Annotated in this window: 20 protein-coding genes; 7 read left to right on the top strand and 13 right to left on the bottom strand. The window is 44.7% G+C overall.

The features are described 5' to 3' along the window. The first annotated feature begins 59 nt into the window (after positions 1–59). Positions 60–1652, top strand: coding sequence for an ABC-F family ATPase (locus ACXAGV_RS10195; RefSeq protein WP_474873155.1), 1593 nt, complete (start codon positions 60–62; stop codon positions 1650–1652). 90 nt (positions 1653–1742) lie between these two features. Here the strand turns inward: ACXAGV_RS10195 and ACXAGV_RS10190 are convergent, their stop codons facing one another. The 3 genes from ACXAGV_RS10190 to ACXAGV_RS10180 form a co-directional block, all read right to left on the bottom strand. Further along, positions 1743–2522 (bottom strand): hypothetical protein, encoded by a 780-nt coding sequence (locus tag ACXAGV_RS10190; protein WP_474873154.1) that lies wholly within the window; start codon positions 2520–2522, stop codon positions 1743–1745. A 181-nt stretch (positions 2523–2703) separates the two neighbouring features. Further along, complete coding sequence (locus ACXAGV_RS10185; RefSeq protein ID WP_474873153.1) at positions 2704–2859, bottom strand: hypothetical protein; 156 nt, start codon at positions 2857–2859, stop codon at positions 2704–2706. Positions 2860–2904: 45 nt separating this feature from the next. Then, complete coding sequence (locus ACXAGV_RS10180) at positions 2905–3801, bottom strand: hypothetical protein (protein ID WP_474873152.1); 897 nt, start codon at positions 3799–3801, stop codon at positions 2905–2907. 287 nt (positions 3802–4088) lie between these two features. Between ACXAGV_RS10180 and ACXAGV_RS10175 the strand changes: the two genes are divergently transcribed. Together ACXAGV_RS10175 and ACXAGV_RS10170 are read left to right on the top strand one after the other, a co-directional pair. Beyond that, positions 4089–4742 (top strand): sulfotransferase family 2 domain-containing protein, encoded by a 654-nt coding sequence (locus ACXAGV_RS10175; RefSeq protein ID WP_474873151.1) that lies wholly within the window; start codon positions 4089–4091, stop codon positions 4740–4742. A 77-nt stretch (positions 4743–4819) separates the two neighbouring features. Continuing rightward, entirely contained in the window at positions 4820–5587 is a 768-nt protein-coding gene (locus ACXAGV_RS10170) for a MipA/OmpV family protein (RefSeq protein WP_474873150.1), read from the top strand. Between the two features lie 177 nt (positions 5588–5764). Here the strand turns inward: ACXAGV_RS10170 and ACXAGV_RS10165 are convergent, their stop codons facing one another. The 4 genes from ACXAGV_RS10165 to hutC form a co-directional block, all read right to left on the bottom strand. Next, on the bottom strand, positions 5765–6259 hold the full coding sequence (locus tag ACXAGV_RS10165) for a CreA family protein (protein WP_474873255.1): 495 nt from the start codon (positions 6257–6259) through the stop codon (positions 5765–5767). Positions 6260–6389: 130 nt separating this feature from the next. Next, on the bottom strand, positions 6390–7982 hold the full coding sequence (gene hutH / locus ACXAGV_RS10160) for a histidine ammonia-lyase (protein ID WP_474873149.1): 1593 nt from the start codon (positions 7980–7982) through the stop codon (positions 6390–6392). Between the two features lie 2 nt (positions 7983–7984). Then, the gene (gene hutU, locus ACXAGV_RS10155; protein ID WP_474873148.1) at positions 7985–9724 is read right to left on the bottom strand and encodes a urocanate hydratase; all 1740 of its coding nucleotides are present in this window, start codon (positions 9722–9724) and stop codon (positions 7985–7987) included. Between the two features lie 106 nt (positions 9725–9830). After that, a complete protein-coding gene (gene hutC / locus ACXAGV_RS10150) occupies positions 9831–10553 on the bottom strand; it encodes a histidine utilization repressor (protein ID WP_474873147.1) in 723 nt (240 codons plus the stop codon). Positions 10554–10721: 168 nt separating this feature from the next. Here hutC and hutI point away from each other — a divergent pair, with 168 nt between their 5' ends. Together hutI and hutG are read left to right on the top strand one after the other, a co-directional pair. Then, on the top strand, positions 10722–11987 hold the full coding sequence (gene hutI / locus ACXAGV_RS10145; protein WP_474873146.1) for an imidazolonepropionase: 1266 nt from the start codon (positions 10722–10724) through the stop codon (positions 11985–11987). Further along, entirely contained in the window at positions 11980–12948 is a 969-nt protein-coding gene (hutG, locus tag ACXAGV_RS10140) for a formimidoylglutamase (RefSeq protein WP_474873145.1), read from the top strand. Before hutI ends, hutG begins: the two co-directional genes overlap by 8 nt. 34 nt (positions 12949–12982) lie before the next feature. Here the strand turns inward: hutG and sstT are convergent, their stop codons facing one another. From sstT to ACXAGV_RS10115, 5 genes are all read right to left on the bottom strand, one after another. Then, the gene (gene sstT, locus ACXAGV_RS10135) at positions 12983–14203 is read right to left on the bottom strand and encodes a serine/threonine transporter SstT (RefSeq protein ID WP_474873144.1); all 1221 of its coding nucleotides are present in this window, start codon (positions 14201–14203) and stop codon (positions 12983–12985) included. 114 nt (positions 14204–14317) lie between these two features. Beyond that, positions 14318–15739: a S41 family peptidase gene (locus ACXAGV_RS10130; RefSeq protein WP_474873143.1), complete on the bottom strand. Its 1422-nt coding sequence runs from the start codon at positions 15737–15739 to the stop codon at positions 14318–14320. Between the two features lie 124 nt (positions 15740–15863). Next, positions 15864–19601, bottom strand: a complete 3738-nt coding sequence (locus ACXAGV_RS10125; RefSeq protein ID WP_474873142.1) for an AAA family ATPase — start codon at positions 19599–19601, stop codon at positions 15864–15866. A 4-nt stretch (positions 19602–19605) separates the two neighbouring features. Beyond that, the gene (gene sbcD / locus ACXAGV_RS10120) at positions 19606–21099 is read right to left on the bottom strand and encodes an exonuclease subunit SbcD (protein WP_474873141.1); all 1494 of its coding nucleotides are present in this window, start codon (positions 21097–21099) and stop codon (positions 19606–19608) included. A gap of 261 nt (positions 21100–21360) precedes the next feature. Continuing rightward, positions 21361–22653 (bottom strand): TMEM143 family protein, encoded by a 1293-nt coding sequence (locus tag ACXAGV_RS10115; protein WP_474873140.1) that lies wholly within the window; start codon positions 22651–22653, stop codon positions 21361–21363. Positions 22654–22861: 208 nt separating this feature from the next. Between ACXAGV_RS10115 and ACXAGV_RS10110 the strand changes: the two genes are divergently transcribed. Then, positions 22862–24160, top strand: a complete 1299-nt coding sequence (locus ACXAGV_RS10110) for a methyl-accepting chemotaxis protein (RefSeq protein WP_474873139.1) — start codon at positions 22862–22864, stop codon at positions 24158–24160. A gap of 127 nt (positions 24161–24287) precedes the next feature. Here ACXAGV_RS10110 and ACXAGV_RS10105 read toward each other — a convergent pair whose 3' ends face one another. Continuing rightward, positions 24288–24611, bottom strand: coding sequence for a DUF3718 domain-containing protein (locus ACXAGV_RS10105; protein WP_474873138.1), 324 nt, complete (start codon positions 24609–24611; stop codon positions 24288–24290). Positions 24612–24933: 322 nt separating this feature from the next. On the opposite strand from ACXAGV_RS10105, the gene ACXAGV_RS10100 reads away from it, so the two are divergent. Continuing rightward, entirely contained in the window at positions 24934–25536 is a 603-nt protein-coding gene (locus tag ACXAGV_RS10100; protein WP_474873137.1) for a YigZ family protein, read from the top strand. Positions 25537–25658: the final 122 nt, after the last annotated feature.

Here is a 25658-nt window from a genome sequence, read left to right as displayed (position 1 = left end):
GAAGTGACAACCGCTTTCACTATTATCTCTTCTCATCGTTTTACCCCTGGATACCTGTTTTGATTACCACCGCAAATATCACAATGCAGTTTGGCTCTAAGCCATTATTTGAAAATATTTCCGCAAAATTCGGCAACGGCAACCGATACGGCCTGATTGGCGCAAACGGTTGTGGCAAGTCTACCTTTATGAAAATTCTAAGCGGTAAACTTACCCCTTCGTCGGGCAACGTTTCTATGGCGCCTGGCACAAAGCTAGGTATCTTAAGTCAGGATCAATTTGCCTTCGAAGAATACAGTGTGGTTGATACCGTGATCATGGGTGACCGAGAACTATGGGAAGTTAAGCAAGAACGCGACGCTATTTACAGCAAGGCTGAAATGAGCGAAGAAGATGGTATGCGCGTAGCAGACTTAGAAACCCAGTTTGCCGAAATGGATGGCTATACAGCTGAAGCACGCGCTGGCGAAATACTTACATCTGCAGGCATTGATGAAGACTATCACTTCGGTTTGATGAAGGAAGTGGCCCCAGGTAAAAAAGTACGTGTACTTTTAGCCCAAGCCCTATTTGCCGAGCCTGATATTCTGCTTCTAGACGAACCAACTAACAACTTGGATATTTACACTATCAGTTGGCTTGCTGAAGAGCTTAACAAACGTAAGTCGACCATGCTTATTATTTCGCACGACAGACACTTCCTAAATTCTGTATGCACCCACATGGCCGATATCGACTACGGTGAACTGCGCGTTTATCCGGGTAACTACGACGACTACATTCAAGCTGCCATGCTAGTTCAAGAACAGCTTCATGCAGAGAATGCCAAGAAGTCAGCGGAAATTGAAGAACTACAGAGCTTCGTAGCGCGATTCTCTGCCAATGCATCGAAAGCGAAACAAGCCACTTCGCGTGCCCGCCGTCTTGAGAAAATTGAATTGGCTGAGGTAAAAGCGTCTAGCCGTCGTAAGCCTTATATTGTGTTTAACCAGCATAAGAAACTTCACCGACTTGCTATTACACTTGAAGACTTAGGCCATAGCTACCCAGATCTTCCGTTATTCGACAATGCGAACTTGCTATTAGAAGCAGGTCAGCGCTTGGCGATTATTGGTGAGAACGGCGCTGGCAAAACCACACTTTTGAAGTGTTTGGTTAATGACATTGAACCTACCGCAGGTAGCTATAAGTGGGCTGAAAACGCTGCGATTGGTTACATTCCGCAGGATAACGCTAAATACTTTGCCGAAGATATCACTATGTTTGAGTGGATGAGCCAATGGCGTAGCCCCAAACACGATGACCTGCAAATAAAAGGTATGTTAGGACGTTTGCTATTTACATCTGACGATTTCAACAAGCGCGTGCAGGTATGTTCTGGTGGTGAGAAAAACCGTTTGCTGTTCGGAAAGCTAATGCTTCAAGACATCAACGTTTTAGTAATGGATGAACCCACTAACCACATGGACATGGAGTCGATTGAAGCCTTGAACAATGCACTGTACAAGTTTGACGGTACGGTTATTTTCGTTAGTCACGACCGTGAATTCGTTTCGTCACTGGCGACGCAAATCATCGAAATTAAAGACAAGAAACTGAATCACTTCGATGGAAACTACGAAGAGTTTTTGGCGCATAAAGAAAACGCTTAAGTAATGTTAAAAGGGGCGTTCAACGCCCCTTTTTTTCTACCTTAATATTTACGTATTTTTTATCGCATTTAGGTTAATGCTTTATTGACCTTAAACTTCTTCGTTTCCTACTAAAAACTGTCGAGTCATACCCGCTAGGTTATCGAAATACTCAATAAGAGCAGCTTTCACTGGGGCTAACTCTTCTTCAGTCATATTCTCAAAGTCAGCGGGATCGGCAAAATCTTCTAATGGCTTGTGTTTCGCCAAATATGTTTGAGTTTCTTTTACATGCTCTAATCGCGTGATATCCACTGGCTTATCAATGGTTTCTATGGAAATGGCAAAGCTAGCTGAGGCCATGTAGTTATCTAGGCCCAAAAAGCTTCTAGTAAAGAGTCCATAACCTTGGCTGTAATGTTCTGAGCAGCCATACATGCCACACTCCATTGCTGCTAAAGTGGATGTCTCTTTAATTATAACAACTGCTGTTATGCCTTGAGCTAAAAGCTTTTCTCTAGTGCTCGCGCTCTTTTCGTTAAATACCCATTCTTTATTCACTACATCAACAAAGGTAAGCGTATCGCTCTCAGAAACAAGGTTTGATATGTCTACAACATCATATGTCGTTCCGCTCTCAATTTTATCCTCAAAAATTTTGAAAATGCTTTTTTTAAGCTGCCAATCGTATTCATACTCTTTGCTGAAATTATTAAATATCGTCGTACCAACATGGGTATGGCTAGGGTTCTCTTTAGCGACAACCAAAACTCCAATCTTACTTTTTTCAGGGGCTTTATAACCTGTTGTAGGTGGCACGTACGTTGACGCACACCCAGCCACAACAATGGCCATAAGAACTATTGAAAACAACTTAAACGGCAATTTCATCTTTATTCCTTTGCATCTTTTTTATTATATTTTTAAACCCAGTTAGCTCACCCTATCCCAATTCAGTTCTATTAACTCTCAACGTATGGATAGGAATCACGATAAAATCGCATAAGTTTTCTTCAAAAACAATGTGTTTTGTACTTCCATTTTCAGTACTTCACGAGCCAGAATTGACGAGCTATCGCCCAATAACTTGCCATAAGCCTCTTTCACAAAAAAACTCTAAAATATCGCCTTTTGACCATCGGTGAAATGAACCTTCATCAGGCAATTGCAGATAGGCAGAAATACAAAAATCGTTACCTTCGTCCCCTTTAGGTTTATTGGAAACCATAAAAAAGGGCACTTGATTTAGTGCCCAGTTTACATTTTGCTAGGTTTACTGATTTGATAAGTAGTTGGCCACCGTTTCAGCTACACGGTCGAAGTAACTAATAATTGATTTTTTGATAGGCGCTAACTCGTTTTCTGTAAACTCATCGAAGTTTTCAGGTGTAACAAATTCTTCAATGCGCGCGTTCTTCGTAGCGTCATCTTGTAATTCGCTAAATTCGGGTTGCGCTGCAATGTCTACAGGTTTATCTAAGCGCTCAAAGCTTATATCAAAACTAGCAGACGCGACGTAATGATCGGTTCCTAAAAAACTTCGTGTAAATAAACCAACGCCTTTGCTTTCATGTTCTGAGCAGCCATATGTACCGCATTCGGTAATGGCTACCGTAGGTGCCTCTTGGACGACAATGATCCTTGAAACACCGTCAGCTAGCAGCGACTTTCTAAGGGCGTTTTGGTTTTCGTTAAAAGACCAGTTATCATTCTGCTTCACCACGAAGTCTAGCTGCCACGCACCTTTTACTTTTGGCGTTACGTCAACCACTTCAAAGCGATTTGATTGTTCGATCGCTGTCTTTAGTTTGGTAAAAAACGTAGAGGCTAGTTGCCAGTCGTATGCATACTCTTTCGTGAAGTTATTAAACTTGGTAGTACCAATATGAGTGTGCGAGGGAGACTCATTAGCATTAATGAAAATCCCTACTTTCTGCTTGGGTAATTCTGTCGCTTTTTTAGCAGTTTCGGCTGCGTTTTCGCTTTCTTGCCCTGAAGTATTAACGCCTTGCTTCAACGCTTCGCTGTCTGTTTTAGCAACTGAACTTGTTGTTTCGACATTCGATTCGGTAGGCATACTATCAGTTGAGTCCATACCTTTTTGTGTTACACATCCTGCTGCAAGCATTGATACAGCAACCAGCGCACCAAGCCTTGTCACGAATTTCATATCACTTCCTTATTTAAAAGCTATCAAGCTTAATACTAAATTTATACTCTTCTGGTTTTGCATAAAATGGCGCTAAAGGTAATACAACCTTACTTCCCTTCTCTACAAGTGGTCGAGGCTAACTATATCACGCTCGATTTCTATGAGAGCTGCAATATCACTTACTATTAAACTTTCAATATTGCGTTAAATCTCACTGTAATAAACATTCCTCATACTGAGTTGAGGTTAGGAAAATTTTCATCGCGTAAATCACCTGCATATCATTTTACGAATCGGGGAAGTCAGTGCTGTTATCTCATAGTAAGCAATTCTTGTTTGTACATATTGCCAAAACCGGTGGAACCAGTGTTCGCGCCGCCCTCAGTAAATATCGGTGGGGCCATCGTTATTCTGTACCTCAGTTTATTTGTAGTAAAATGAGCCAATTGACCGAACACAAAATCGGAAGCCGTTTTCCTAGACACTCACGCATTATTGCTGCAAAAGAAATGTTGCCCGAAGCGTACTTTAATCAGCTATTTAAATTTGCAGTGGTACGAAACCCTTGGGATTTACAGGTAAGCTCTTATCATCACATTAAACGAGAGCGTCCTGCTGTCATGCAAGGTTATGATGATTTTGAAAGCTTTATGAAATGGAAATTTGATAATTCGCGCCCTTATCAGTACCACATAGACACATCGCTTCAGCTGCAAACGGATTACCTTATCGACCTTCATGGGCAGTTGCTTACTGATTTTATCGGGCGTTATGAGCAATTAGACCGCGATTTTGAGCACATTTGCAATAAGTTGGCACTACCCAATATAGCGCTGCCTCACAGACGAAAAGCAAACAACAGAGATGATTACCGCCGTTACTATAATAGTGCGTTAATTGATCTAGTCTCCACCCACTTTGAGAAAGATATCGCCCTTTTAAATTACACATTTGAATAGGTAAGCGTAAAGAGCACGAGCAATAATGATCGAACCGGAAGCTTAGGCTGTATTGTGATAAAAAAGGAAATTTATTGATGACTCTACTAAAGCGTTTAGGCGTAGCTAGCCTATCAACATTACTCGCATTCTCTTCCACTGTCACTGCACAACAACCAACGGGATCACAACAGCCCCAAGGCTGGATGTGGGGTTTTGGTGTCGCCGCATCCCAAGATGTGTATACCAATTTTGATAACCGCATTGTGCCTATTCCTATTGTTGGCTACACCGGTGAAAAGCTTCGGGTTTACGGGCCATTCATAGGCTACGAACTATTTAGAGAAAAGGGCTTTACCCTTGATGCCCAGCTTGTGCCGGTATTTGCAGGTTACGAAGAAGATGACAGCGCTGTGTTTACTGGTATGGAAGACAGAGACTTTAGTTACGCGGCTGGCGTTGGCCTCAATTATAATACCGGAAGCTGGGTGTATTCATTGTCAACCAACGCGGACATTCTTGGTAAGTTCGATGGCTACCAGGCATCTGCTCGAATAGGCAAACAGTTTAGAGTAAATAACTTCATGATAGAGCCATCGGTAGGCGTTAACTACCAAGACGCCAACTATGTCGACTATTATTACGGTGTACGCCCCGAGGAAGCCACAGCGTTGCGAAGCGCATATAATGGCGATAGCGCACTTAACACTGAGGTTCACGTTGCTGTTTCCACCCGCCAATTTTTGGGTGGCATGACCCGCTTAGAGGTTGGCGCCACATTCTTTGACGATAGCATTAGCGATAGCCCGCTGACAGACGATGATACAGCACTGAGTGCCATGCTGGTTTATACGCGCTTTTTCTAATAGTTTAAGTGAAAGATATGCCCAAACTCGCAAAAGCGAAGCTTTGCCGTTAAACATATCGTGCGCAAAAGTGGCGGAAACCAATTGGGACCAATACTGGTAAAAAGCACAAAAAATGCCCTCGAATTAGAGGGCATTTTTGATTTTCTGGTTTAGCATCTGCGTGAGCTTGCGCGCCTACGCGGACTTCTTAAACGCTAGTGTTTCCCACAGGGGAACGGTAGATAAGCTATGCTTGTAACTGCCCGATGTTTCTTTCGTGCTGTACGACAAGTAAATCAGCGTTTTTGAGTCAGCATCATAAATTCGTCGAAGCTTCATATTCTTAAAAAACACGCTCTTTGATTTTTTAAAAATCACTTCACCAGAATCTGACTTATCGATAACGTCTAGCATCTCGGCAGTGATGGGGCCGGTTTGCCTGCACGCAATAGAACTGTCTGACGGGTCTGACAAATCTAAGTTCGCTTCTATACTTGAAATATGACAAGTGACGCCAGTGACAACAGGGTCTTGAAGCGCATCAATTTTAATGTCTTTTGTGGTGAAAAGACCAAGAGACACATCGCCCACTTCGCTGTCGCTACAGCCTGCCAACGTAAACACCAACGCGGCGAATAAACCCAGCACAGTGCTTTTTACAAAAGTGCCCTTCTTCACAGCGCGTTTCATCGAAGTACGATTCATAGAAGTACGAGCCTCATTTGAAATTAACCAACGTCCATTTGTTTGCATATCATTCCCACCTCTACTCTATTTATGATCTACAAGTGTTTACTCGAAACACCAAGCCTGGATCATACTAGCCTAACAGGTTTAACTGCGTTTTATCCATAAGGTCGCATCGCTTAATCAGTTGCTTGGCTTTTTCTATGTCTGGGGCAAAATAGCGGTCTTTATCGTAAAACGGCACTTGCTCTCTTAATAGCTGCATCAGCACCTGCAGCTTTTCGCTTGTTGCAAGCGGCTTTCTAAAATCTAAACCTTGGCAGGCCGCTAACCACTCAATGGCCAATATACCTGCCACGTTATCGAAAATATCTCTTAAACGTCTGGCTGCGAAGGTAGCCATAGAAACATGGTCTTCTTGGTTTGCAGACGTTGGCAAAGAATCAATAGAAGCAGGGTGCGCAAGGGTTTTATTTTCACTAGCAAGTGCCGCACAGGTAACCTGTGCGATCATAAACCCTGAGTTTACCCCACCGTTTTCAACTAGAAATGGCGGTAGACCGCTTAAGTGAGTATCTATCATTAGCGACATTCTGCGCTCTGACAACGCACCAATCTCAGACAGCGCGATAGCCAACATGTCTGAGGCCATCGCCACCGTTTCTGCATGGAAGTTTCCGCCAGATAAAATATCGCCATCGGTCGCTTCGCCAGCACTTGAACTATCGCCGCTTTCTACAAAAACTAACGGGTTATCGCTAACGCCATTAGCTTCCGTCACTAAAATGTCTTGGGCGTAGCGCATTTGCTGTAAACAAGCGCCCATTACCTGTGGCTGGCAGCGCAGCGAATACGGATCTTGTACTTTTTCACATCGTTGATGTGAGTTGCCAATCTCTGAAGTATCTAGCAATGCTCTAAAAGCCGAGGCTACATCGCATTGGCTTTTATGGCCGCGCACCTCGTGAATGCGCGCGTCGAAGGGCACGCGAGAACCTAACGCTGCTTCAACCGTGAGCGCGCCAATACCGATAGCACTGTGAAGCGCATTTTCAGTGTAAAATAGCCCCTGAAGTGCAAACGCTGTTGATGCCTGTGTACCGTTTAATAGTGCTAAGCCTTCTTTAGGTGCCAGCGCAATTGGCTCCATGCCCGCTATTTCTAATGCTTTAGCCGCACTTATACGTTCACCTTTGTAGAAAGCTTCCCCTTCTCCTAAAAGCACTACACTCATATGTGCTAAAGGCGCTAAGTCTCCACTAGCCCCTACCGACCCTTTTTCAGGAATAGCGGGGTAAACCTGTGCGTTAAACAAGGTAATGAGCGCTTCTATTACGCTTAAACGGATTCCCGAATAACCGCGGGCCAGCGAGTTAATTTTTAACAGCATAAGTAGGCGCACAGTGTCTTCTTGCATAAAATCGCCCGTGCCGGCCGCATGCGATAGCACAATACTGCGCTGTAATAACTCTAATTCATCAACGTTAATACGTGTATTAGCCAATAATCCAAAGCCGGTATTGATACCATAAACAGTACGGTTTTCTTTAATGACATTAAGCACTGCTTGCTCCGCAGCGTTTATAGCGGGTATTGCGCTTTCATCTAACGATAAATGAACGTGACTTCGATGTATTTCCCGTAACTGATCTAACGTCAATGTACCTGGCACAAGATTCAGCTGCTTAACACCACCGTTTTCAGTAAAAAAAGACGAATGCGACATGACTATTTCTCCCCCCCAAAGCTTTTGTTCGAGCTTGAATGTGTGCTTGTTCCACCGGGGATTTGGTTATTAGTCGCGTTATTGACCATGGGAAGATCCAAGTTGTGCTTGGTAGCACAGTCTTTTGCAGTGTCGTAGCCTGCATCTGCATGACGCATTACGCCCGTTGCAGGGTCGTTATGAAGAACCCGAGCAATACGCTCAGCCGCTTCGTCCGTGCCGTCACAAACAATCACTACACCCGAATGCTGGCTGAAGCCCATTCCTACACCGCCACCATGATGAAGGCTCACCCAGGTTGCGCCACCCGCAGTGTTTAATAACGCGTTTAGTAAAGGCCAGTCCGAAACCGCATCAGAACCATCCAGCATGGCCTCGGTTTCTCTATTTGGGGAAGCGACCGAGCCAGAGTCTAGATGATCTCGACCAATCACTACTGGTGCGCTTAGCTCACCACTGCGCACCATTTCGTTAAAGGCAAGCCCAAGCTTTTGTCTTTCACCTAGTCCAACCCAGCAAATACGCGCAGGCAGGCCCTGAAACTGAATGCGTTCCTTGGCCATATCTAGCCAGTTATGTAGATGCGGGTTATCGGGTATAAGCTCTTTAACTTTAGCGTCCGTTTTATAGATATCTTCTGGGTCGCCAGATAAAGCAGCCCATCTAAAGGGACCAATACCTTGACAGAAAAGCGGTCGAATATAAGCGGGGACAAACCCTGGAAAATCAAAAGCATGTTCAATGCCTTCTTCCAGCGCCATCTGCCTAATATTGTTGCCATAGTCGAGCGTTGCCGCGCCGGCTTTTTGAAAACCCAGCATGGCTTTAACTTGCAGCGCCATCGACTGCTTCGCTTTTTTAATCACGCAAGCTTCATCTTTCTTGCGTTGTGCTTCGGCTTGATCCAATGTCCAACCTACAGGCAAATAGCCATTAAGCGGGTCGTGGGCACTGGTTTGATCGGTTACCACATCAGGAATAATCCCTTTTTCAAGCATATCGGGAAATACCTCAGCAGCATTGCCGAGCAAGCCTATTGAAACTGGTTTCCCGTCTTGCTTAGCCTCATCTAACAAGCCCATAGCTTCTTCTAACGAATGTGCTTTTTTGTTCAGATAGCCCGTTCGTATTCTGAAATCTATGCGGGTTTCATCAACTTCCACTGCCACCATTGAAAAGCCGGCCATAGTAGCCGCAAGGGGCTGTGCCCCACCCATACCGCCTAAGCCGCCTGTTAAAATCCAACGTCCTTCAGCGCTTCCTTCAAAATGTGTTTTTGCCACGCTCACAAAGGTTTCATACGTGCCTTGCACAATGCCTTGCGAGCCTATGTATATCCACGACCCTGCCGTCATTTGCCCGTACATCATCAAGCCTTCTTTATCCAGCGCGTTAAAGTGCTCCCAGTTAGCCCAGTGCGGAACAAGGTTAGAATTAGCAATTAACACGCGAGGTGCGTTTTCATGGGTTGGAAATACGCCAACCGGCTTGCCTGACTGGATAAGCAATGTTTCGTCAGTATTTAAGCGCTTAAGCACTTCAACAATTTTGTCGTATGACGCCCAGTCTCGGGCCGCTCGCCCAATGCCGCCGTAAACTACCAAGTTTTGTGGATGTTCCGCCACTTCTGGATCTAGGTTATTCATTAACATGCGAAGCGGCGCTTCGGTTTGCCAACTCTTTGCGTTTAACGTATTTCCTCTTGGGGCACGAATTTCTCTTGTAGGGTCGAGGCGTTTCATAAACTTCTCCTAGGCATCTTTTTCTTTTACTGAAATATTAGTGTTATAAGAATCAGTATCTTTATAAAAAGCGCCTTTAGAATTAGCGTCTTAGGCGCGTTTACACTTAAAACTCCAAGTGCCCTCCCAGTCGGTATCTACTGCCAGGGTGGAGCAGCACGGCGTGGCTAACCACAGCACTTGCATCAGTTGCTTTCCCCGCTCCACGAGAAAATGTTCGCCGAGTAATCTTTAGGCAGGGCTCTTTAGGCTTTATCAGTAACGCTTGTGCAATATCTTTTTCAACAATTACAGCTTCAACACTATGGTCCGCCTGAGAGAGAGGCGCGACTTGGTTTAGATAAAAGTTTGCAGTTTGCGCTTTAAAGTCTTTATCTAGGTAGTCGTCAATCCAAGCTGGGTTAACCCACCGATCTTCATACTGAACAGGCAAGTTGTTCTCGCAATGCACAATAATGCTGTGAAATACAAGCTCTCCTACATCAACGGCTAGGCGTTGTGAAATAGCATCACTGGCAGGCGCAGTTTCCAGCACCAATATCTCGTTAGTGTATCTATGCCCCCGCTGCTCTATTTCATCGCGAATGCTTTTAATTTCAAGCATTGAACTCATAGGGCGACTATCTGACACAAACGTGCCAATCCCTTGGCTGCGCATTAAAATGCCCTCGTCCACCATTTCACTTAACGCTCTTCTAGCAGTCATTCGGCTTACACCGTGCTGCTGGGCAAGTTGGTTTTCTGAAGGCACTTGAGTACCTGGCTTCATTACACCGTTTTCGATGGCATCCAAAATTGCTGTTTTAATTACCCTGTATCTAGGTTGCATATCGTGGCCATTCACAACTAAATTGTTAATAATATGCTAACAGCATACTTGTATATACAAGTATGCACAAGTACACTGACTTTTAAAATCTGCACATTGTTTCAGTGAAGGCACTGGGCAGAAGTAGGCAAAGAGCTAGGCAATAGGTGACTTAAGGTGGAGCGCAATATGGGTTATCAGTACGACACGCTTATTTACAACGTTCGCATTGCATCTATGCAAGACAATGGGTTGCCTTATGGCGAATTGCCTTCACACGCCATTGCTATAAAAGACGGCAAAATTGCTGCATTAATTTCTTGCGACCACTCACTGAGCGAAGTGTTTAAGCAGGCCCAAAACGTAATAGATGCCGCTTCCCTTGTTGCAAAAAAAGAAGATGATGATGCAAAAGCCAAGCTCCCATGGCTATTACCAGGCTTTATCGATTGCCATACCCATTTGGTGTACGGAGGTAACCGCGCCGAAGAATTTGAGATGCGTTTGCAGGGCGTAAGTTACGTTGACATAGCCCAGCGAGGCGGCGGCATTAAGGGTACAGTGGAAAAAACGCGATGTGCTAATGAGCGCGCTTTGCTTAATACCGCGATAAAGCGAGCAAAGCGACTGTGCGAAGAAGGTGTTACTACCATTGAAGTTAAATCAGGTTACGGGCTGGATTTAGACACTGAAGTGCGCATGTTACGCGTGGCTAAATCACTTGAACAACACCTTCCTGTTAGCATTCAAACCACTTATTTAGGTGCTCACGCCCTGCCCAATGAATTTGCTGAGGACTCAGACGGGTATATCGATTTCATTTGCAACGAGGCACTTCCTCATATTGCTTCGCAAAACTTGGCTGATGCCGTTGATGTATTTTGTGAAACTATTGGTTTTTCAACATCACAAACGGAGCGCGTGTTTAGCTGCGCACGGCAGCACGGTTTACCCATTAAAGCTCATGTAGAGCAGCTTAGCGACAGCAAAGGCGCAGTGCTAGCAGCAAAGTACGGCGCACTATCTGTAGATCATATCGAATACTTAGCTGACAGCGATATTCCCTTACTTGCTCAAAGTGGCACGGTTGCTGTGCTTTTACCGGGCGCATTTTATTATTTAAGTGAAGTGCAAAAGCCGCCGATAGACGCCCTTAGGGCACACGATGTGCCCATGGCCTTAGCCACTGACTTTAACCCAGGTAGTTCACCGCTAGCCTCAATCCTTACCGCGATGAATATGAGTTGCGTGTTGTTTCAGTTAACCCCAGAAGAAGCGCTACGCGGCGCTACGATGCACGCGGCTAGCGCACTCGGGCTAAACGACCGAGGTATTATCGACATAGGGAAGCTGGCAGACCTCACCTTATGGGATATCGAAACGCCCGCAGAACTTGCCTACTGCATTAATGGCCATCGCCCTATTGCTGTGTACAAGGAGGGGAAACATGTTTAAGTGGCAAGGCAGAGTAGATAGTGAAGACGGAATTGATGGTTTGCGTTGGCATCAAAAAGTTAACGAACTTGAAGTGGGCGAAGATAATTCATTAGCCAACTCCGTTACCCTTGTTGGTTTTGAGAGTGATTTAGGTGTGGCATTTAACAAAGGCCGCGTAGGTGCAGCTGCTGGTCCAAACGCTATTCGCCAGGCCCTTTCAAACTTACCCTGGCACTGGCCAAGCGCAGCATTGGCTGACTTAGGGAATGTTACCGCTAAAGAGAACTTAGCCCAGGCACAAACCCAATATGCCGACGCCATTTGTTATGCGCTCAAGCAAAATGATGGATTGGTCATTGGGCTGGGAGGGGGACATGAAATTGCATGGGGTAGCTATCAAGGGGTTTTCAATGCTAAGTCGAAAAGTGCCCGCATTGGTATTATTAATTTCGACGCCCATTTTGATTTAAGAAAGCCTTCACCAAACACCAGCTCTGGTACGCCGTTCAGGCAAGTGTATGATCACTGCCAGTTACACGGTACACCGTTTCATTATGCTTGTTTGGGCGTATCGAAAGCAGCCAATACACCAGCGCTGTTTAACTTTGCCAATACGTCCAACACGCGCTATTTAACCGATGTGGCGTTAAATGATGAATCACTGTGTATGCAGCGAATAGATGAGCTACTATCGCCGATGCTAAAAGACATCGATGAGCTTTACGTCACCGTATGTTTAGATGCATTTCCAGCAGCACAGGCACCTGGCGTTAGCGCGCCCAGTGCGTTGGGGATTTCCCCCACGCTTGTTATTAACACGCTGCACTTTTTAGCACAGCACCAAAGTACTTATGGATACCGATGGAGACTGTGTGACGTTGCGGAAATGAACCCCAATTATGATATTGATAGCCGCACAGCAAAGCTGGCTGCACGGCTAATTTTTGAAGCAGTAGATGCAATAAGCACGCACACTTAACGAGTTAACGCTTTAACGTATGACGCTTTTATGTTTATTGGCCGCCTGCCCTTTCACACGCAGCGGCGGTAAACAAGACATCGGTGGAGCTATTTAATGCTGTTTCAGCAGAGTCTTGCAGTACGCCAACAATAAAGCCCACCGCAACCACCTGCATAGCCACTTCATTGGGTATATTAAACAGACTACAGGCAAGCGGAATAAGCAATAACGACCCCCCAGCAACACCTGAACTTCCGCATGCTGACACCGCAGCGATAACACTTAACAATACGGCAGTAGGGAAATCTACAGCAATTCCCAAAGTATTAACCGCAGCTAGCGTCAACACGGTAATTGTGATCGCAGCCCCAGTCATATTAATGGTGGCGCCTAACGGAATGGATACCGAGTAGGTGTCCTCATCAAGCTTTAAGCGTTTACACAGCGCCATGTTTACCGGAATATTCGCCGCCGAACTACGAGTAAAGAATGCCGTAATGCCGCTTTCTTTCAGGCATTTAAACACCAAAGGATAAGGGTTCTTTTTGGTTGCCAGAAATACTAACAAGGGGTTGGTCACAAGTGCGATAAATAGCATTGCGCCAATGAGTACCGTTAATAAATGGGAATAGCCAAGCAAAGCTTCAAAGCCTGTTGTAGCAATAGTGTTGGCTACCAAACCGAAAATACCAAATGGCGCAAGCCTGATAACAAAACTCACTACCGTTGTTACGCTATCTGCCATATTTTGCAGCAGGGCTTTCGTTGCCTCGCTAGCATGACGTAAACCTAAGCCTAGACCTACAGCCCAAGTAAGAATACCGATGTAGTTTCCATTTACTAATGCATTCACCGGGTTATCCACCATGTTATAAAGCAAGGTGGTAAGCACTTCCGATACACCTTTCGGTGCAGTTTGGCTAACTTCTGAAGTCACTAAGCTTAAGCTTGTAGGAAAAGCAAAGCTTGCCAGCACGGCGGTGATTGCGGCCAGTAGTGTGCCCAACAAATAAAGCACAAGCACGGGTTTGATAAAGGTTTGCTCGTTTTGCTTATGGTTGGCAATGGATGCCATGACCAAAACAAAAACCAATAAAGGAGCAATTGCTTTTAAGGCTTTTACAAATAAGTTACCCAATAGCCCTGCTGATTGAGCAGCTGAAGGTGAAAAACTCGCTATCGCAATACCGCATACGATACCAATGATAATTTGCAGTACCAAACTGCCATTCATGTAGCGCTGAAACAGGCTGGGGCGTGACGATGAATCCATAAATGTTGGTCCATTATTATTTTGACGACGCACCATAAAGGATAACGTTACACAAATGAACCAGTTTGGTCTTAGTTACTCGCAAATAACCGTATGCTTGCCGTTTATAAGGGTTTACATGCCTTCAAGTATCTTTTGCGTATAAGACGTCCACTGGTAAAGAGGAAGTTCTCCATCAATATAATAGTCTGGCTGAATGCCTACCCCATCAATGGCCATATGCGGAATACGTAAACTTTTAGTCAGGCTGTAGTACAAAGTAAAAGTACCGCTCGGCGAATCAGTTTGATACATGTTAGAAATATCGAGTACACCTGCGGTGGTTTGCCCAAACAACTTTACTTTTTTGCTTTGTTTAGCCGCCAGTAAGAACTGCTCAGCGGTGCTGCCATTACTTGAATCAACAAGTACGCCAATACTCTTCGGCAAGGGTTCAATTTTATCGAATGTCTCCACCGTTATGTCTTCTTCAATATTGATGTAGCTGCCGATATGTTGCTGAAGAATGTCGTACCCGTCTTTTGCCCACTGCTTTTCTTCTTCACTAAAATGAGGGTTTTCCAAAAAGCCAAGCATTCTAGAGTTGTTAAGCTCGGTAGATAGGTATTCCATGCCTACAGTGCGAATAGGATTGGTGTATAAAATAGGGAGTAAAGACGCATAGCTTACGTCACTACCACCACCGTTTCCTCGGATGTCGATAATGAGGTTTTCAGTTTTTAAAATTGTGTCTAGGTGCTTAGCGATAAGCGCGTCGATGTCTTTTTTGAAGGCATGATCGAAAGCCGGTATGCGAACTAACACTGTGTCTTGTGAAATTTTCTCAAATAGCGGAGTGTTTGTACTTAGCAGGTGCACATAGCGCGTTATTTCAGGCGACGATTCTTGTCGCGGTTCCTCTCGCGACATAACAATAAAGCTATTGCCCAACACCACCTCATTGTTACCTAAGAGCGTCATGGTATCGATTTGTCGGGCGGAGTGATCGCCCATAAAAAACGTCACTTTTGAAGTATTGTTGTCTTCAGGGTCGTTAACGATGAACTTTACTTGTCCCGCCTTCCATGAAGGGTTGGTACTTTCAACGATATAAGCTTTATGGACATTACCTTCTTTTTTTAACGCAACCGTATAGTTTGAGAATTGCCAAATCCCCTCAAGAGTTTCGTCACGTTGACTTTTCAAATGTTGTTTAAATGCCGATAAGTCGAAATCATGCACTACCGATTCGCGTACCGCTTCCTCTGAGCCATTTGTGTTTAGCGCAAGACCAATATGCCCTTTGCGAAAAAACGTAAGCCAATCGCTAAGCACTGTGTGGCATTGCGCTTCGCTTTTCGCGCTTTGTACTCGCGCCAAAATCGCACTACTGTGGGCGGAATAAAGGTCCAGCCCTTTATTCTCTACGGTATATTGAAAACCGGCATCGTTGTTTTCAAACGTGCTTTTTAGCCACTCAAACTCACCTTCACACTGAAAGGTGCTACCGAAAGTACTGAAAGAGGCAAGAAGAGGGAGGATTGCAAATCGCTTCACGGTTTATGATGTCCATATCTACTTTTAATAACGATAAAGTATCATAAAACCATGATCTTGCGATCATTTACCAAGCACATACTTGTAAGCAAACGTTTTAACTACTAATTCCTAAGCGGTGAGTTCACCCCACCGCATAAGGTTTTTCTAGTGCACTTAACCCCACACCGTTGCGTTTGATCACTTTAAGCTGAGTAGGAATACGCTCTTTCATGGCTTCAATATGGCTTATCACACCAATCATTTTTCCGCTGGCATTTAAGTTATCTAGGGCATCAAGCGCCACATCCAAAGTTTCAGCATCTAGGGTGCCAAAGCCTTCATCCAAAAACAGCGAATCAATACTGGTCTTGTGACTGACCAAGTCAGATAAAGCTAATGCCAGCGCTAGGCTTACTAAGAAACTTTCTCCGCCAGACAGGGTTTTGGTATCTCGCACTACATCACCTTGCCAGGTGTCTAATACACTTAAACCCAACCCTTCGTTTTCTTTTCGAATTAGCTGATAGCGACCGTGTAATTTATCAAGCTGCTGATTAGCAAGCTGCACTAAATTGTCTAAAGTAAGCCCTTGAGCAAAACGTCTGAATTTGTCGCCGCTTGCCGAACCAATTAACGAGTGCAGGTAAGTAATATCGTCGTAATAGGCCTCGTACGCGGCCATCTCATCCACAAGCTGCTGCTGCCTTTCGCGGGCTTGGTTGTTAGCGCTTAGCTGCTGTTCAATTTGCCCTAAAGACGATAACAGCGTGTCACGCTGCTGAGCTTGCTGAGTGATTTTCGAATCGAGCCACTGAGCACCGTGCTCTTCTAACTCACTCTGCCACTGCACTGCATTAGCATGGGCTTTTAGCGATTGTTCGGTAGCTAGCGCGTTTTCTAGCTTTAAGTCCGCTTGTTGCTTTTGCTGAGTTAATCGCTTTTGCAGTTCAAGCAAGGCGTTGCGGGTCTCTTCGTCTAAAAGTGCATTGCTGAATGCGTGCTCGTCGGCAAATGGGCTGCTCGCCAACTGGCGGTTAAAGTGCTCTGTTGCCTCTGAAAGTGCCTGCTCTTTTTCGCGCATTTGTTCATCAAGCTGGGCAATTTCGGCTTCTAAACGAGACAAAATAGTGTCCGTTTGTTGTAGGCGAGATTTGCATTCATTTTCATTTCGCTCAGCCATTTCTTGGGCGGCGTTTGCCTTATTCCTTGTTTCAGCAATATTGCCTTCAGGGAATACTGTTGTGCGCGAGTCTCGCAGCGCCTTTAAACTATTATCTAGCTGCACAAGCTCTTCAGATACATCCTTTAGCTGATTCTCAGCGCTTTCGATATCACGACTAACCACAAGCAAGGTGCTGTTTACCTCTTGCAACTCATCTTTAAGTTTGGCGTGTAGCTGATGGTTGTGTTTATAGGTTTTAAGCGCTTCGGCTTTTTCATTTAACCACGTGGTAATTCCATCAATAGACAGGTTGTGAATGTCAGCACCGTGCGCCGTCATAGTTTCGCTGAGCGCTAAAGTACTATTATTAACCCCTTGTGTTTTGCTCTCTAGCTCTACATTGCGTTCGATGAATTGCTTTTCCAAGGTTTCGCGCTGCTGCAGAGAAACTGCAAGTTCTGACTGCTTGCCTTGTAATGCCTGTTGCGCTTCATTTTTAGCCTGCAAAGCAGCATTTAGAGCTTGCTCGCACTCTTCTAAACGAGTTAATTGGGCACTAATATCATCGAGACGAGTTTTAAACTCCTGGGTAAATTGGGCGACGCTTTGCGAAGTATTAATGTCGACCTTTTCAAAGCTCGATATATCAGCGCTAAGTACGCTTGAAATCTGCTGCCACTTTTCTAACAGCGTATCTCGTTGCCCGCTTGCGTGATCTAGCTGCTTATTAACCTGAGCAAGAGTGAATTCAGTGTGTGTAACGCTTTCTTTTGCCCGCGCCCCTTGCTGCTCAATATCATCTAACTGCTGCTTTAAGCTATCTCGCTTTTGGATAGTTTCAGGTACATCAATCGCTACGCTAGACGTGGTGTGTTCGTTAGCCCCACAAACAGGGCATGGCTCGCCACTTTTTAACTGTGCGCGCAGGTGCGCCACTTCAGCATCCAGGGCGATAAGCGCTTCTATATCTTTTAAATTACTACGAGTTTGCTTGTAAGCATCAACCAAGGTTTGGCGGTCAGATTGCTGCTGCGCTAGTTGCTTCGCTAAGTCTTCCCTCTGCGCACTCAGCGATACTTTGTCTTGCTCTAGTGCCAAATATTGCTGTTGAATATGCCCTATCTGCAATACGTTATCCCAATGATGAAGCCTGGTATCGCGCTCTTGCTGAAGACTATTTTTGCTTGTGGTGCCAGCACCATTAGCTTCAGCGGGCGAATCAGATAGCGCGGCATTAAGCGCCTTTTCGCACTCGGCAACTAGCGCGTTTTTGGCATCGAAGGTCTGCGTTAAGGTGTTTAACGTCTCATTGGTTTTTGCGATAGCTTCATCTAGGGATGAAAGCGCCTGACGATCATTCTTTACGCTTTGTGTCAGTGTATCTAATTGCTTCTGATCTTGTTCAATATAACGCGCCGTTTCACTCCAGCCGCTGATAAACTCCGCTATACCGCTAAGTAAATGGTGTTCACGTAAGTAAGTTTCCAGTTCACCTAGCTTGTTCTTGTTATCTGCCGAGGCGTTTTCGATTTCTGTGCGCTTCAATGTTAACGCGTTTATTGACTGCCTTAAACGTGCCGCGTTTTCGTTTGCTTTTTGCTGTTCAGTAGTGAGCTGCGCTATTTGGTTATCTAGCGGAACTACCTGCTCATTTATGCGCTTTTCAAGCTCACTGCTTTGTTGCTTTGTAAGAACTAGCGCTTGTTCAGCGTTGGACACTTCCAGGCTAAGCTTTTCTTTTTGCGTTTTTAAATCCGGAAGTTGAGCTACCTTCTCATCGAGCCTGCCTTGATAACGGGTTACCTCTTGCTGAAGCCCGTTTCTTTGTAAAAATGGCAGGCGAAGCTTTTCTGCCGGTTCACTTTGGGTTAGAAGTTCAAGCTGATGCTTCGCCTCATTGATGGCATTATTCGCGCTCTGCTGCGCTTCACTGGCCTCTTTTATAGTTAGCTCATTGGCGTTAAACGCTTGTTGCCACTGCTGTTGCTTTTGTAACTGAACAAGTGTTTGGTTAGACGTTGCGACTTGGCTCTTGGTGTGTGCTTGCTCTTCTTCAAGCTGGGTGATTTGCTCGTCGCTAAGTAAGGTTACGCCTTCCAGCTTTATCGCAAACTCTTTTTTCTTTTGTTTAGCGTCACTAAATTGCTGATGTACCGCCTGTGATATCTGCCCGTAAATTTCGGTGCCGGTTAATTCTTCAAGCAGCTCGGCTCGGTCGGCCTCGTTAGCATTTAAAAACGCAGCAAAATCCCCTTGCGACAGCATCATAGACTTGGTGAAACGGGCAAAATTAAGGCCAGTCAGCTTTTCAATCTCTTCGCTTTTCGGCCTAACTTGGGTAGCCAATACCTTGCCACTTTCAACTTCGGCCAGCTCAACATCGGCACTTTGCAGGTTACCGTCAACTTTCCCTCTGGCCCGACGCATACTCCAAAACGCACGGTATGCTTTCCCCTTAATATCAAACTCAACCTCCGCCAAACACTCCGCTGTGCCGCGGGTCATGATGTCGTTGTTAGACGTTGAAATTGGCCCCAAGCGAGGGGTTTGGTGATAAAGCGCTAAACAAATGGCATCAAGTAGCGTGGTTTTACCTGCCCCTGTTGGGCCAGTTATGGCAAACAGGCCATTGTCGATAAACGGCGACTGGGTGAAATCTATCTTCCATTCCCCTTTTAAGGCGTTTAGATTTTTAAGGCGTAAGGTCAATATTCTCATTGTATTACTCGCCTTTATTTTCTGTTGTGTTTGCCAATGAGGTCTCTACTGGTACTTCAGCATCTTCATAATTGGTGTGCACTTGCTCTACTGCTTCATTGAACAGCTGCCTTATCCGGTTTATGCGTGGAGCACTTTTCTCTGAACCGGCTTCTTGCATTGCTCGGGTGCTTTGGTCGTCATCTAGAAGAGTTTCTTGTGCCGACTCACCCGTTGGATTATCTTCTATGCTCTCCAGTGCCAAGCGCGCTTCAAATACATCCTTTACCGACAATTCGCTAAGCTGGACGTTTTGCTTTTCCGTTAAGCTATTTACTGTGCGCCTACGCTTGCGTTTTAGCTGAAGAATTTCAGCGTTTTTCCCTTCTAACAAGCCCTGAATACGCTGCTGTAGATCAGTCAGATAGTCTTGTGTTTCAACTTCAATGCATAACCACACTGGGTCTTTAGAGCTAATGGCGTTATCCGTTGCGCTAAGGGGTTTATCCACATCGCTAAGGGGTTTATTAACCTCGCTAAGGGCTTCATCTGCTTGAGAAGCCAAGGTGACGGCTTCGCTTTTATTAATGGCCGCCTCAATCGCTTGTAAATCGCCTTTTATTACTTCCATGGCCTGAAAGCGCGGTACCGCAAGCGTTGAGATAGTTGGCGTTGTGCTTTCAGATTCAAACGTTACCAACACCACTTGCTTTTGTGTGTTTAGTTCATCAAAACTTAGCGGTATGGGTGAGCCTGAATAGCGAATGTGTTCTGTCTTTGCGACTTTCTGTGGCCTGTGAATATGCCCAAGTGCAATGTAATCGGCGGGCGGAAACCCTTTGGCGTCAAAGCCTTCAAGGGTGCCAATGTAGATATCACGCACACTTTCTGACTGACTCACGCCTAAAGCGGTTAAGTGCCCTGTAGCAATAATAGGAATGGCAGCGCTATTTTTACTGCCCTGCTCTGCTTGTTTTTCTTCAATTGAAGCACGCAGTGACAGGGCTTCATTATAAAGTGCCCCGTAATGCTGTTTTATCGCATAGCCCAGCGCTTGACGTTTGTCAGTGGCGCTTTGCCCTGCTTCACTGACAAGTACATCACGTGGGCGAATAAAGGGTACGGCACACAGTACGGCACTGAGCTGCCCCTTGCGATCGTTAAGCGTAATGACTTGTTCACTTAAATCGCCATATGTACTGGCAATTACGTGGCTATTTAAGTATTTCAGTAGCGCCTTACTTTCGTTCAATACCGACACTGAATCGTGATTTCCCCCCAGCACCACCAATGAGCACTGCATGACTTGCAATTCACCGATAAACGCATGGTAGAGCTCTCTGGCGTAGCTAGGCGGCGTGCCCGTGTCAAACACATCACCTGCGACAATAATCGCATCTATTTGATGCGCTTCTACTTGTTGAAGAAGCCATTTAAGAAAAGCGGCATGTTCGTTTTTGCGACTTTTCGTAAAAAAACTCTGACCTAAGTGCCAGTCAGACGTATGCAATATTTTCATGTAGAAGTGAACCAGGCTTGTTGCATTGGAGATAGAGAAACGCATTCGGCGAAATAGCGCTGCTGTTATGGAGTGTCGATGTTGATCAACGCACCGTACAGCAACTATAGAGATTTTGTGGTTTTATGACAATGGCTTGGAACTTACGTTGCCGGTCTTATTTTTCTCCTTAGCCTCGATTATTTAAAATCAAAGGCCTCGCAAAGGATACCATACGGTAAAACCTAGCTTGGACAATCTACTAGACGGTACAAGAAACAATCAAATAGGCTGATAAATATTATCCCAGTAGTCATCAAGTATCTTCACAGCATCGTTAAGCGCACGCGCTACAAAAACATCGCCGTTTTGTTCGACTAGTTCCATGTTCACCAGCTTAGTAATAGCGTCAGTAACGTCGAAATCGAGCGCACAATCAAGCTCTTCTGAAAAGTAATTTTCTATTACACTATCTAGGGTTGCTAGTGTCATCCCGCCCGCGGCAATTTCCCGCTCTGTGCGCTGAGTGCAGAATGCAGCATCACCTTCTACAGACACTTCACTACATTTAAGCAAGAACGTATAGGCTAACAAAGCCTCTTTGCAGTCTTCTTCCTCTGCCGCGTCAATTAACGTATGAAATACGCCTGCATTATTGTCCAAATTCTTAAAATACAGATTGTCAGACAAGGCTTTCATAAACCGAATTTTTCGGTTTTTAAACTTCGTCCATTCTTTAAAGATAAAACTACCGAATACCCCCATGCCGATACCAAAAGTTATTAGGCTTTGCTTGGTCAGTTCCACTTCGTCGTCTTTAAAGCCCAGCCAAAAGGCCAGAAAAGACGCCATGAGAAGTAAGGACGCACCTAACTTAGTCACTAGTACCACGGTGCCACCTATTGCAGCCGACGCACTAATAATCAACTTATCTAGCGGACGCATTTTGACTTCACTGTTTGGAAACAGCATTTCCAAGTCTGCTTTAGGTACATTTTGAAAAAGCTTTACTATGGTTGAGCCAGGTTTAAAGGTTACCGGTGTTTGGCCCTTACTTTTGAAGTAAGCCTCATCTTTAAAAGTAATATAAACGGCTACTTTGTCGTAATTGGTAAACGACACCTGCTTTTTTCGTAACGCGAAAAACGTACGTACGGTTTCCGTTTTTACCGACTCGCCCCGTCGATAAAACACCACATCTTCAAAGTCATCGAAACTTACCGCGAGACGCACCTTGAACAAGGATTCCTCATTCAGCGCAGCTTCCAAATCATCATCTGTGACTTTCTCAAAATTAGCAGCGTTTAAGAGGCTAGCAAAACCCTTGGCAAAGGCTCTTTGGCTCTGCTTACGTACGCTTTCATCCGAAGGCTGCAATTCACGAGTGTCCTTATTTGGATCGAAATGGCTATAGGTATTTTTCAGCGCTTCTAGTTGTTCGTGGTACTGGTAGTGTATACGGCTGAATAACAGCGTAGAGAGAGTCCGCAAACCTTCGGAATCGTAAGAAAGTAACCCCTCACATAAAGTAGCGACATCATGCTTACGAAAGGGAATAAATCGTTCTAATGGCATCAGGTGGTCTTATCAGTTTTATTAATTCTTGTTCACTGCGGATAGTTACTGCACTGTAATAAAAATACAACCATTCTTGGCGGAATTAAGCCCAATGGATAATACCTAGCTCGTGAAATCCGCTAAATGTTTAAACGAAATATTTCTTCAACAAAGAGCATCTATACTGCGCGCGTTCAAAAATATGCATGTAACTTAAGGAGACATTATGTTTGTATCAAGCTCTCGATACAATAATGACATATCGGCTCTTAGGGACGAGAGTCAAGGTTTGCTTGGTACGCTGGATGCGTTTAAAAATAATACGGCTTATGCCATCTACAATACTGATGGACAGTGCACCTATGCCTCTTCAGCATTACTTTCCATTTTGAATTATCCAAACTCCACAGTAGCATCGTTTTCTCATGCCACGATGCGAGTTGAAGGGGTTGAAGCTGAACCCCAATACAAAACGTTTTGGCAACAGCTCGTCAATGGTGGCAGTTTCAGCGGAACGGTTGCAAGAAAATCAGCGCTAGGTGAAACCAAATGGCTTAAGGCAAGTTATGTTACTGTTAATAGAAACGGTAGCGTGGAAATACACGCCATCTATCACGATATTACTGAACACGAAACGGCGTATTTTGAAGGTAAAGCAGTCACTGATGCGTTAAACAAATCGATGGCGGTTATCGAATTCGAGCCAGACGGCACTATTATCACAGCGAATGACAACTTCACGGCCACAGTCAAATACAGTTTGACTGACATTCAAGGTAAACACCACCGCATGTTCTGCCGCGATAAGTTCTACCAAGAGAACCCCAATTTTTGGGATAACCTTGCTCGGGGTAATTTCTCTTCGGGTCAGTTTGAGCGCGTAGATTCAAACGGTAATGCACTGTGGTTAGAAGCAACATACAATCCCGTTTTCGACGCATCTGGTCGAGTAGTGAAAGTGATTAAATTTGCATCCAATATAACCGACGCAGTGAATGAGAAAGATGCCATTGCTCAAGCAGCTGAATTAGCAGTGTCAACCGCTGAAGAGACTTCACAAATTGCTGCAGATGGTGCCTCTTCTTTGCAGCGAAGCGTAGAAACTTTCGACGCTGCTCTTTTGGAAGTTGAAGAAACCAACCAGCTAATGCATGAACTCAGTGAACAGTCACTTAAGATTGAAACTATTGTGACAACCATTAGTGGTATTGCTGAGCAAACTAACCTGTTAGCACTAAACGCTGCCATTGAAGCAGCACGAGCTGGCGATCAAGGTAGAGGATTTGCCGTTGTAGCCGATGAAGTGAGGCAGCTAGCGCAACGTACCAGCGATTCGACTGTGGAAATTGAAAGTGTAGTGGCAGAGAACAGGAAGCTTGCTGACAAGTCGACGAAGAAAATGTCAGGCGTAAAAGATAGCGTAGACCAAAACAGTCAGCAAATTGCACAAGTTCAAAGCATAATTGATGAAATTCAAAAAGGCGCATTGAATGTATCTGAAACTGTATCAGGTATTCTACGCTAGCAGTCATGTTTAATTAGGAAAAAGGGCTGTTGTATCATCAACAGCCCTTTTTTTAACCCGCTTTTTTCACACAAACGATTTTTCGTGTACGCATACGTACAAGCCTAGCACCGTTTAATTGTGGGGGTTATTTTGTGTGCACCACGCTAGCAATCTGCTGCTGTTGAATATTCAGGTACTTCTTGATGCTGTCCCCGTTCTTGCCATATTGATCAACAAACGCTGCGACCGATAGCCCGTTACACGTCATGTCCTGTGCTACGTACTTTTTATCTAGCGCAGATTCTTTAATTTGTTCATGTAGCTTCCACTTGTTCCCGGTAGCGGCCGCAACGCAAAGGTTAGAGGTGACCGAATCGTCGGTAGTATTAAATTCTACAGAAGCTAAAGCACTTCCAGTGAACACAGAGGTAAGAGCAACAATAGCGATAGCAGTAATACGTGATTTCATAGCATGATTTCCTTATTGGGACGAAGTTACGTTGTTGTGGCGTAACGCCTTGGCCACACTCATATTTACTATTACAATCACTGCGCCAACTTTACAAAACTATTTAAATTCAGAAACTTAACTTCAAATTCAGAAATAATCACCCGCTAGAACGGTAAACAAAATACGACCTTTCAAGATAATTCGCCAAATAGTAGTATTTTTGACCACTGCGTTCTATCTGAGCCTATCGCCGTCGAAAATTTCGTTTTATTTAGCGATAAAACACACTGCTTACCTTATTTGGCTTAAATAAAAAATTGTCTTAGCTTACAATGCGCTGATGACTTATCCCGTTCCAGCTAAACAGGTTGAAACCCTGTACGAAATTAAGAAAAGCAAATTCATTGCTTGTGCCGGCTTTGCAAATTCTCGTGAAAGTGCAATGGCGCTTTTAGATAGTGTGAAACAACGGTATCCCGACGCCAGACACCATTGCTGGGCTTATGTTTTTGGCAACCCTAACTCGCCAAGTAGCGCGGCGATGGCTGATGACGGCGAGCCTAGCGGCACTGCCGGTAAACCCATATTAAATGTACTCCAGCACAAAGATATCGGCGACATTATGATTATTGTTACGCGGTATTTTGGCGGGGTTAAATTAGGGGCTGGAGGGCTGGTTCGAGCGTATTCTGCTGCAGCTCAGCAAGCCATTGATGCTCTTGAAGTAAGACAAGAGGTAAAGCTAGAACCGCTTAGTGTAGACATTGATTTCAAACACGAACAGTTCGTACGTCATTTGGTGGAACAAGCTAAAGGTAAGGTTGCCAACTGCAACTATGGAAGCAGTGTACAAATTGATGTTGAGCTACCTTTAGATGCACTAAGTGACTTTAGAAAGCAAATGGCCCCCATTGCTTTTTCAATATCTGCTAAAAACGAGTGAGCTCTAGAAAATTAGAAGCTAACACTAACTTCATAAGTAGCTATAGTTTTTTTTAGCACGTAAATAAAAAAGGCTCTAGTAAACACTAGAGCCTTACTTTTTACGGCATATTAATATTATTG

The sequence above is a fragment of the Alteromonas sp. ABH4_453 genome, from assembly GCF_056160665.1.
This window is presented reverse-complemented; position numbering and strand designations above follow the sequence as displayed.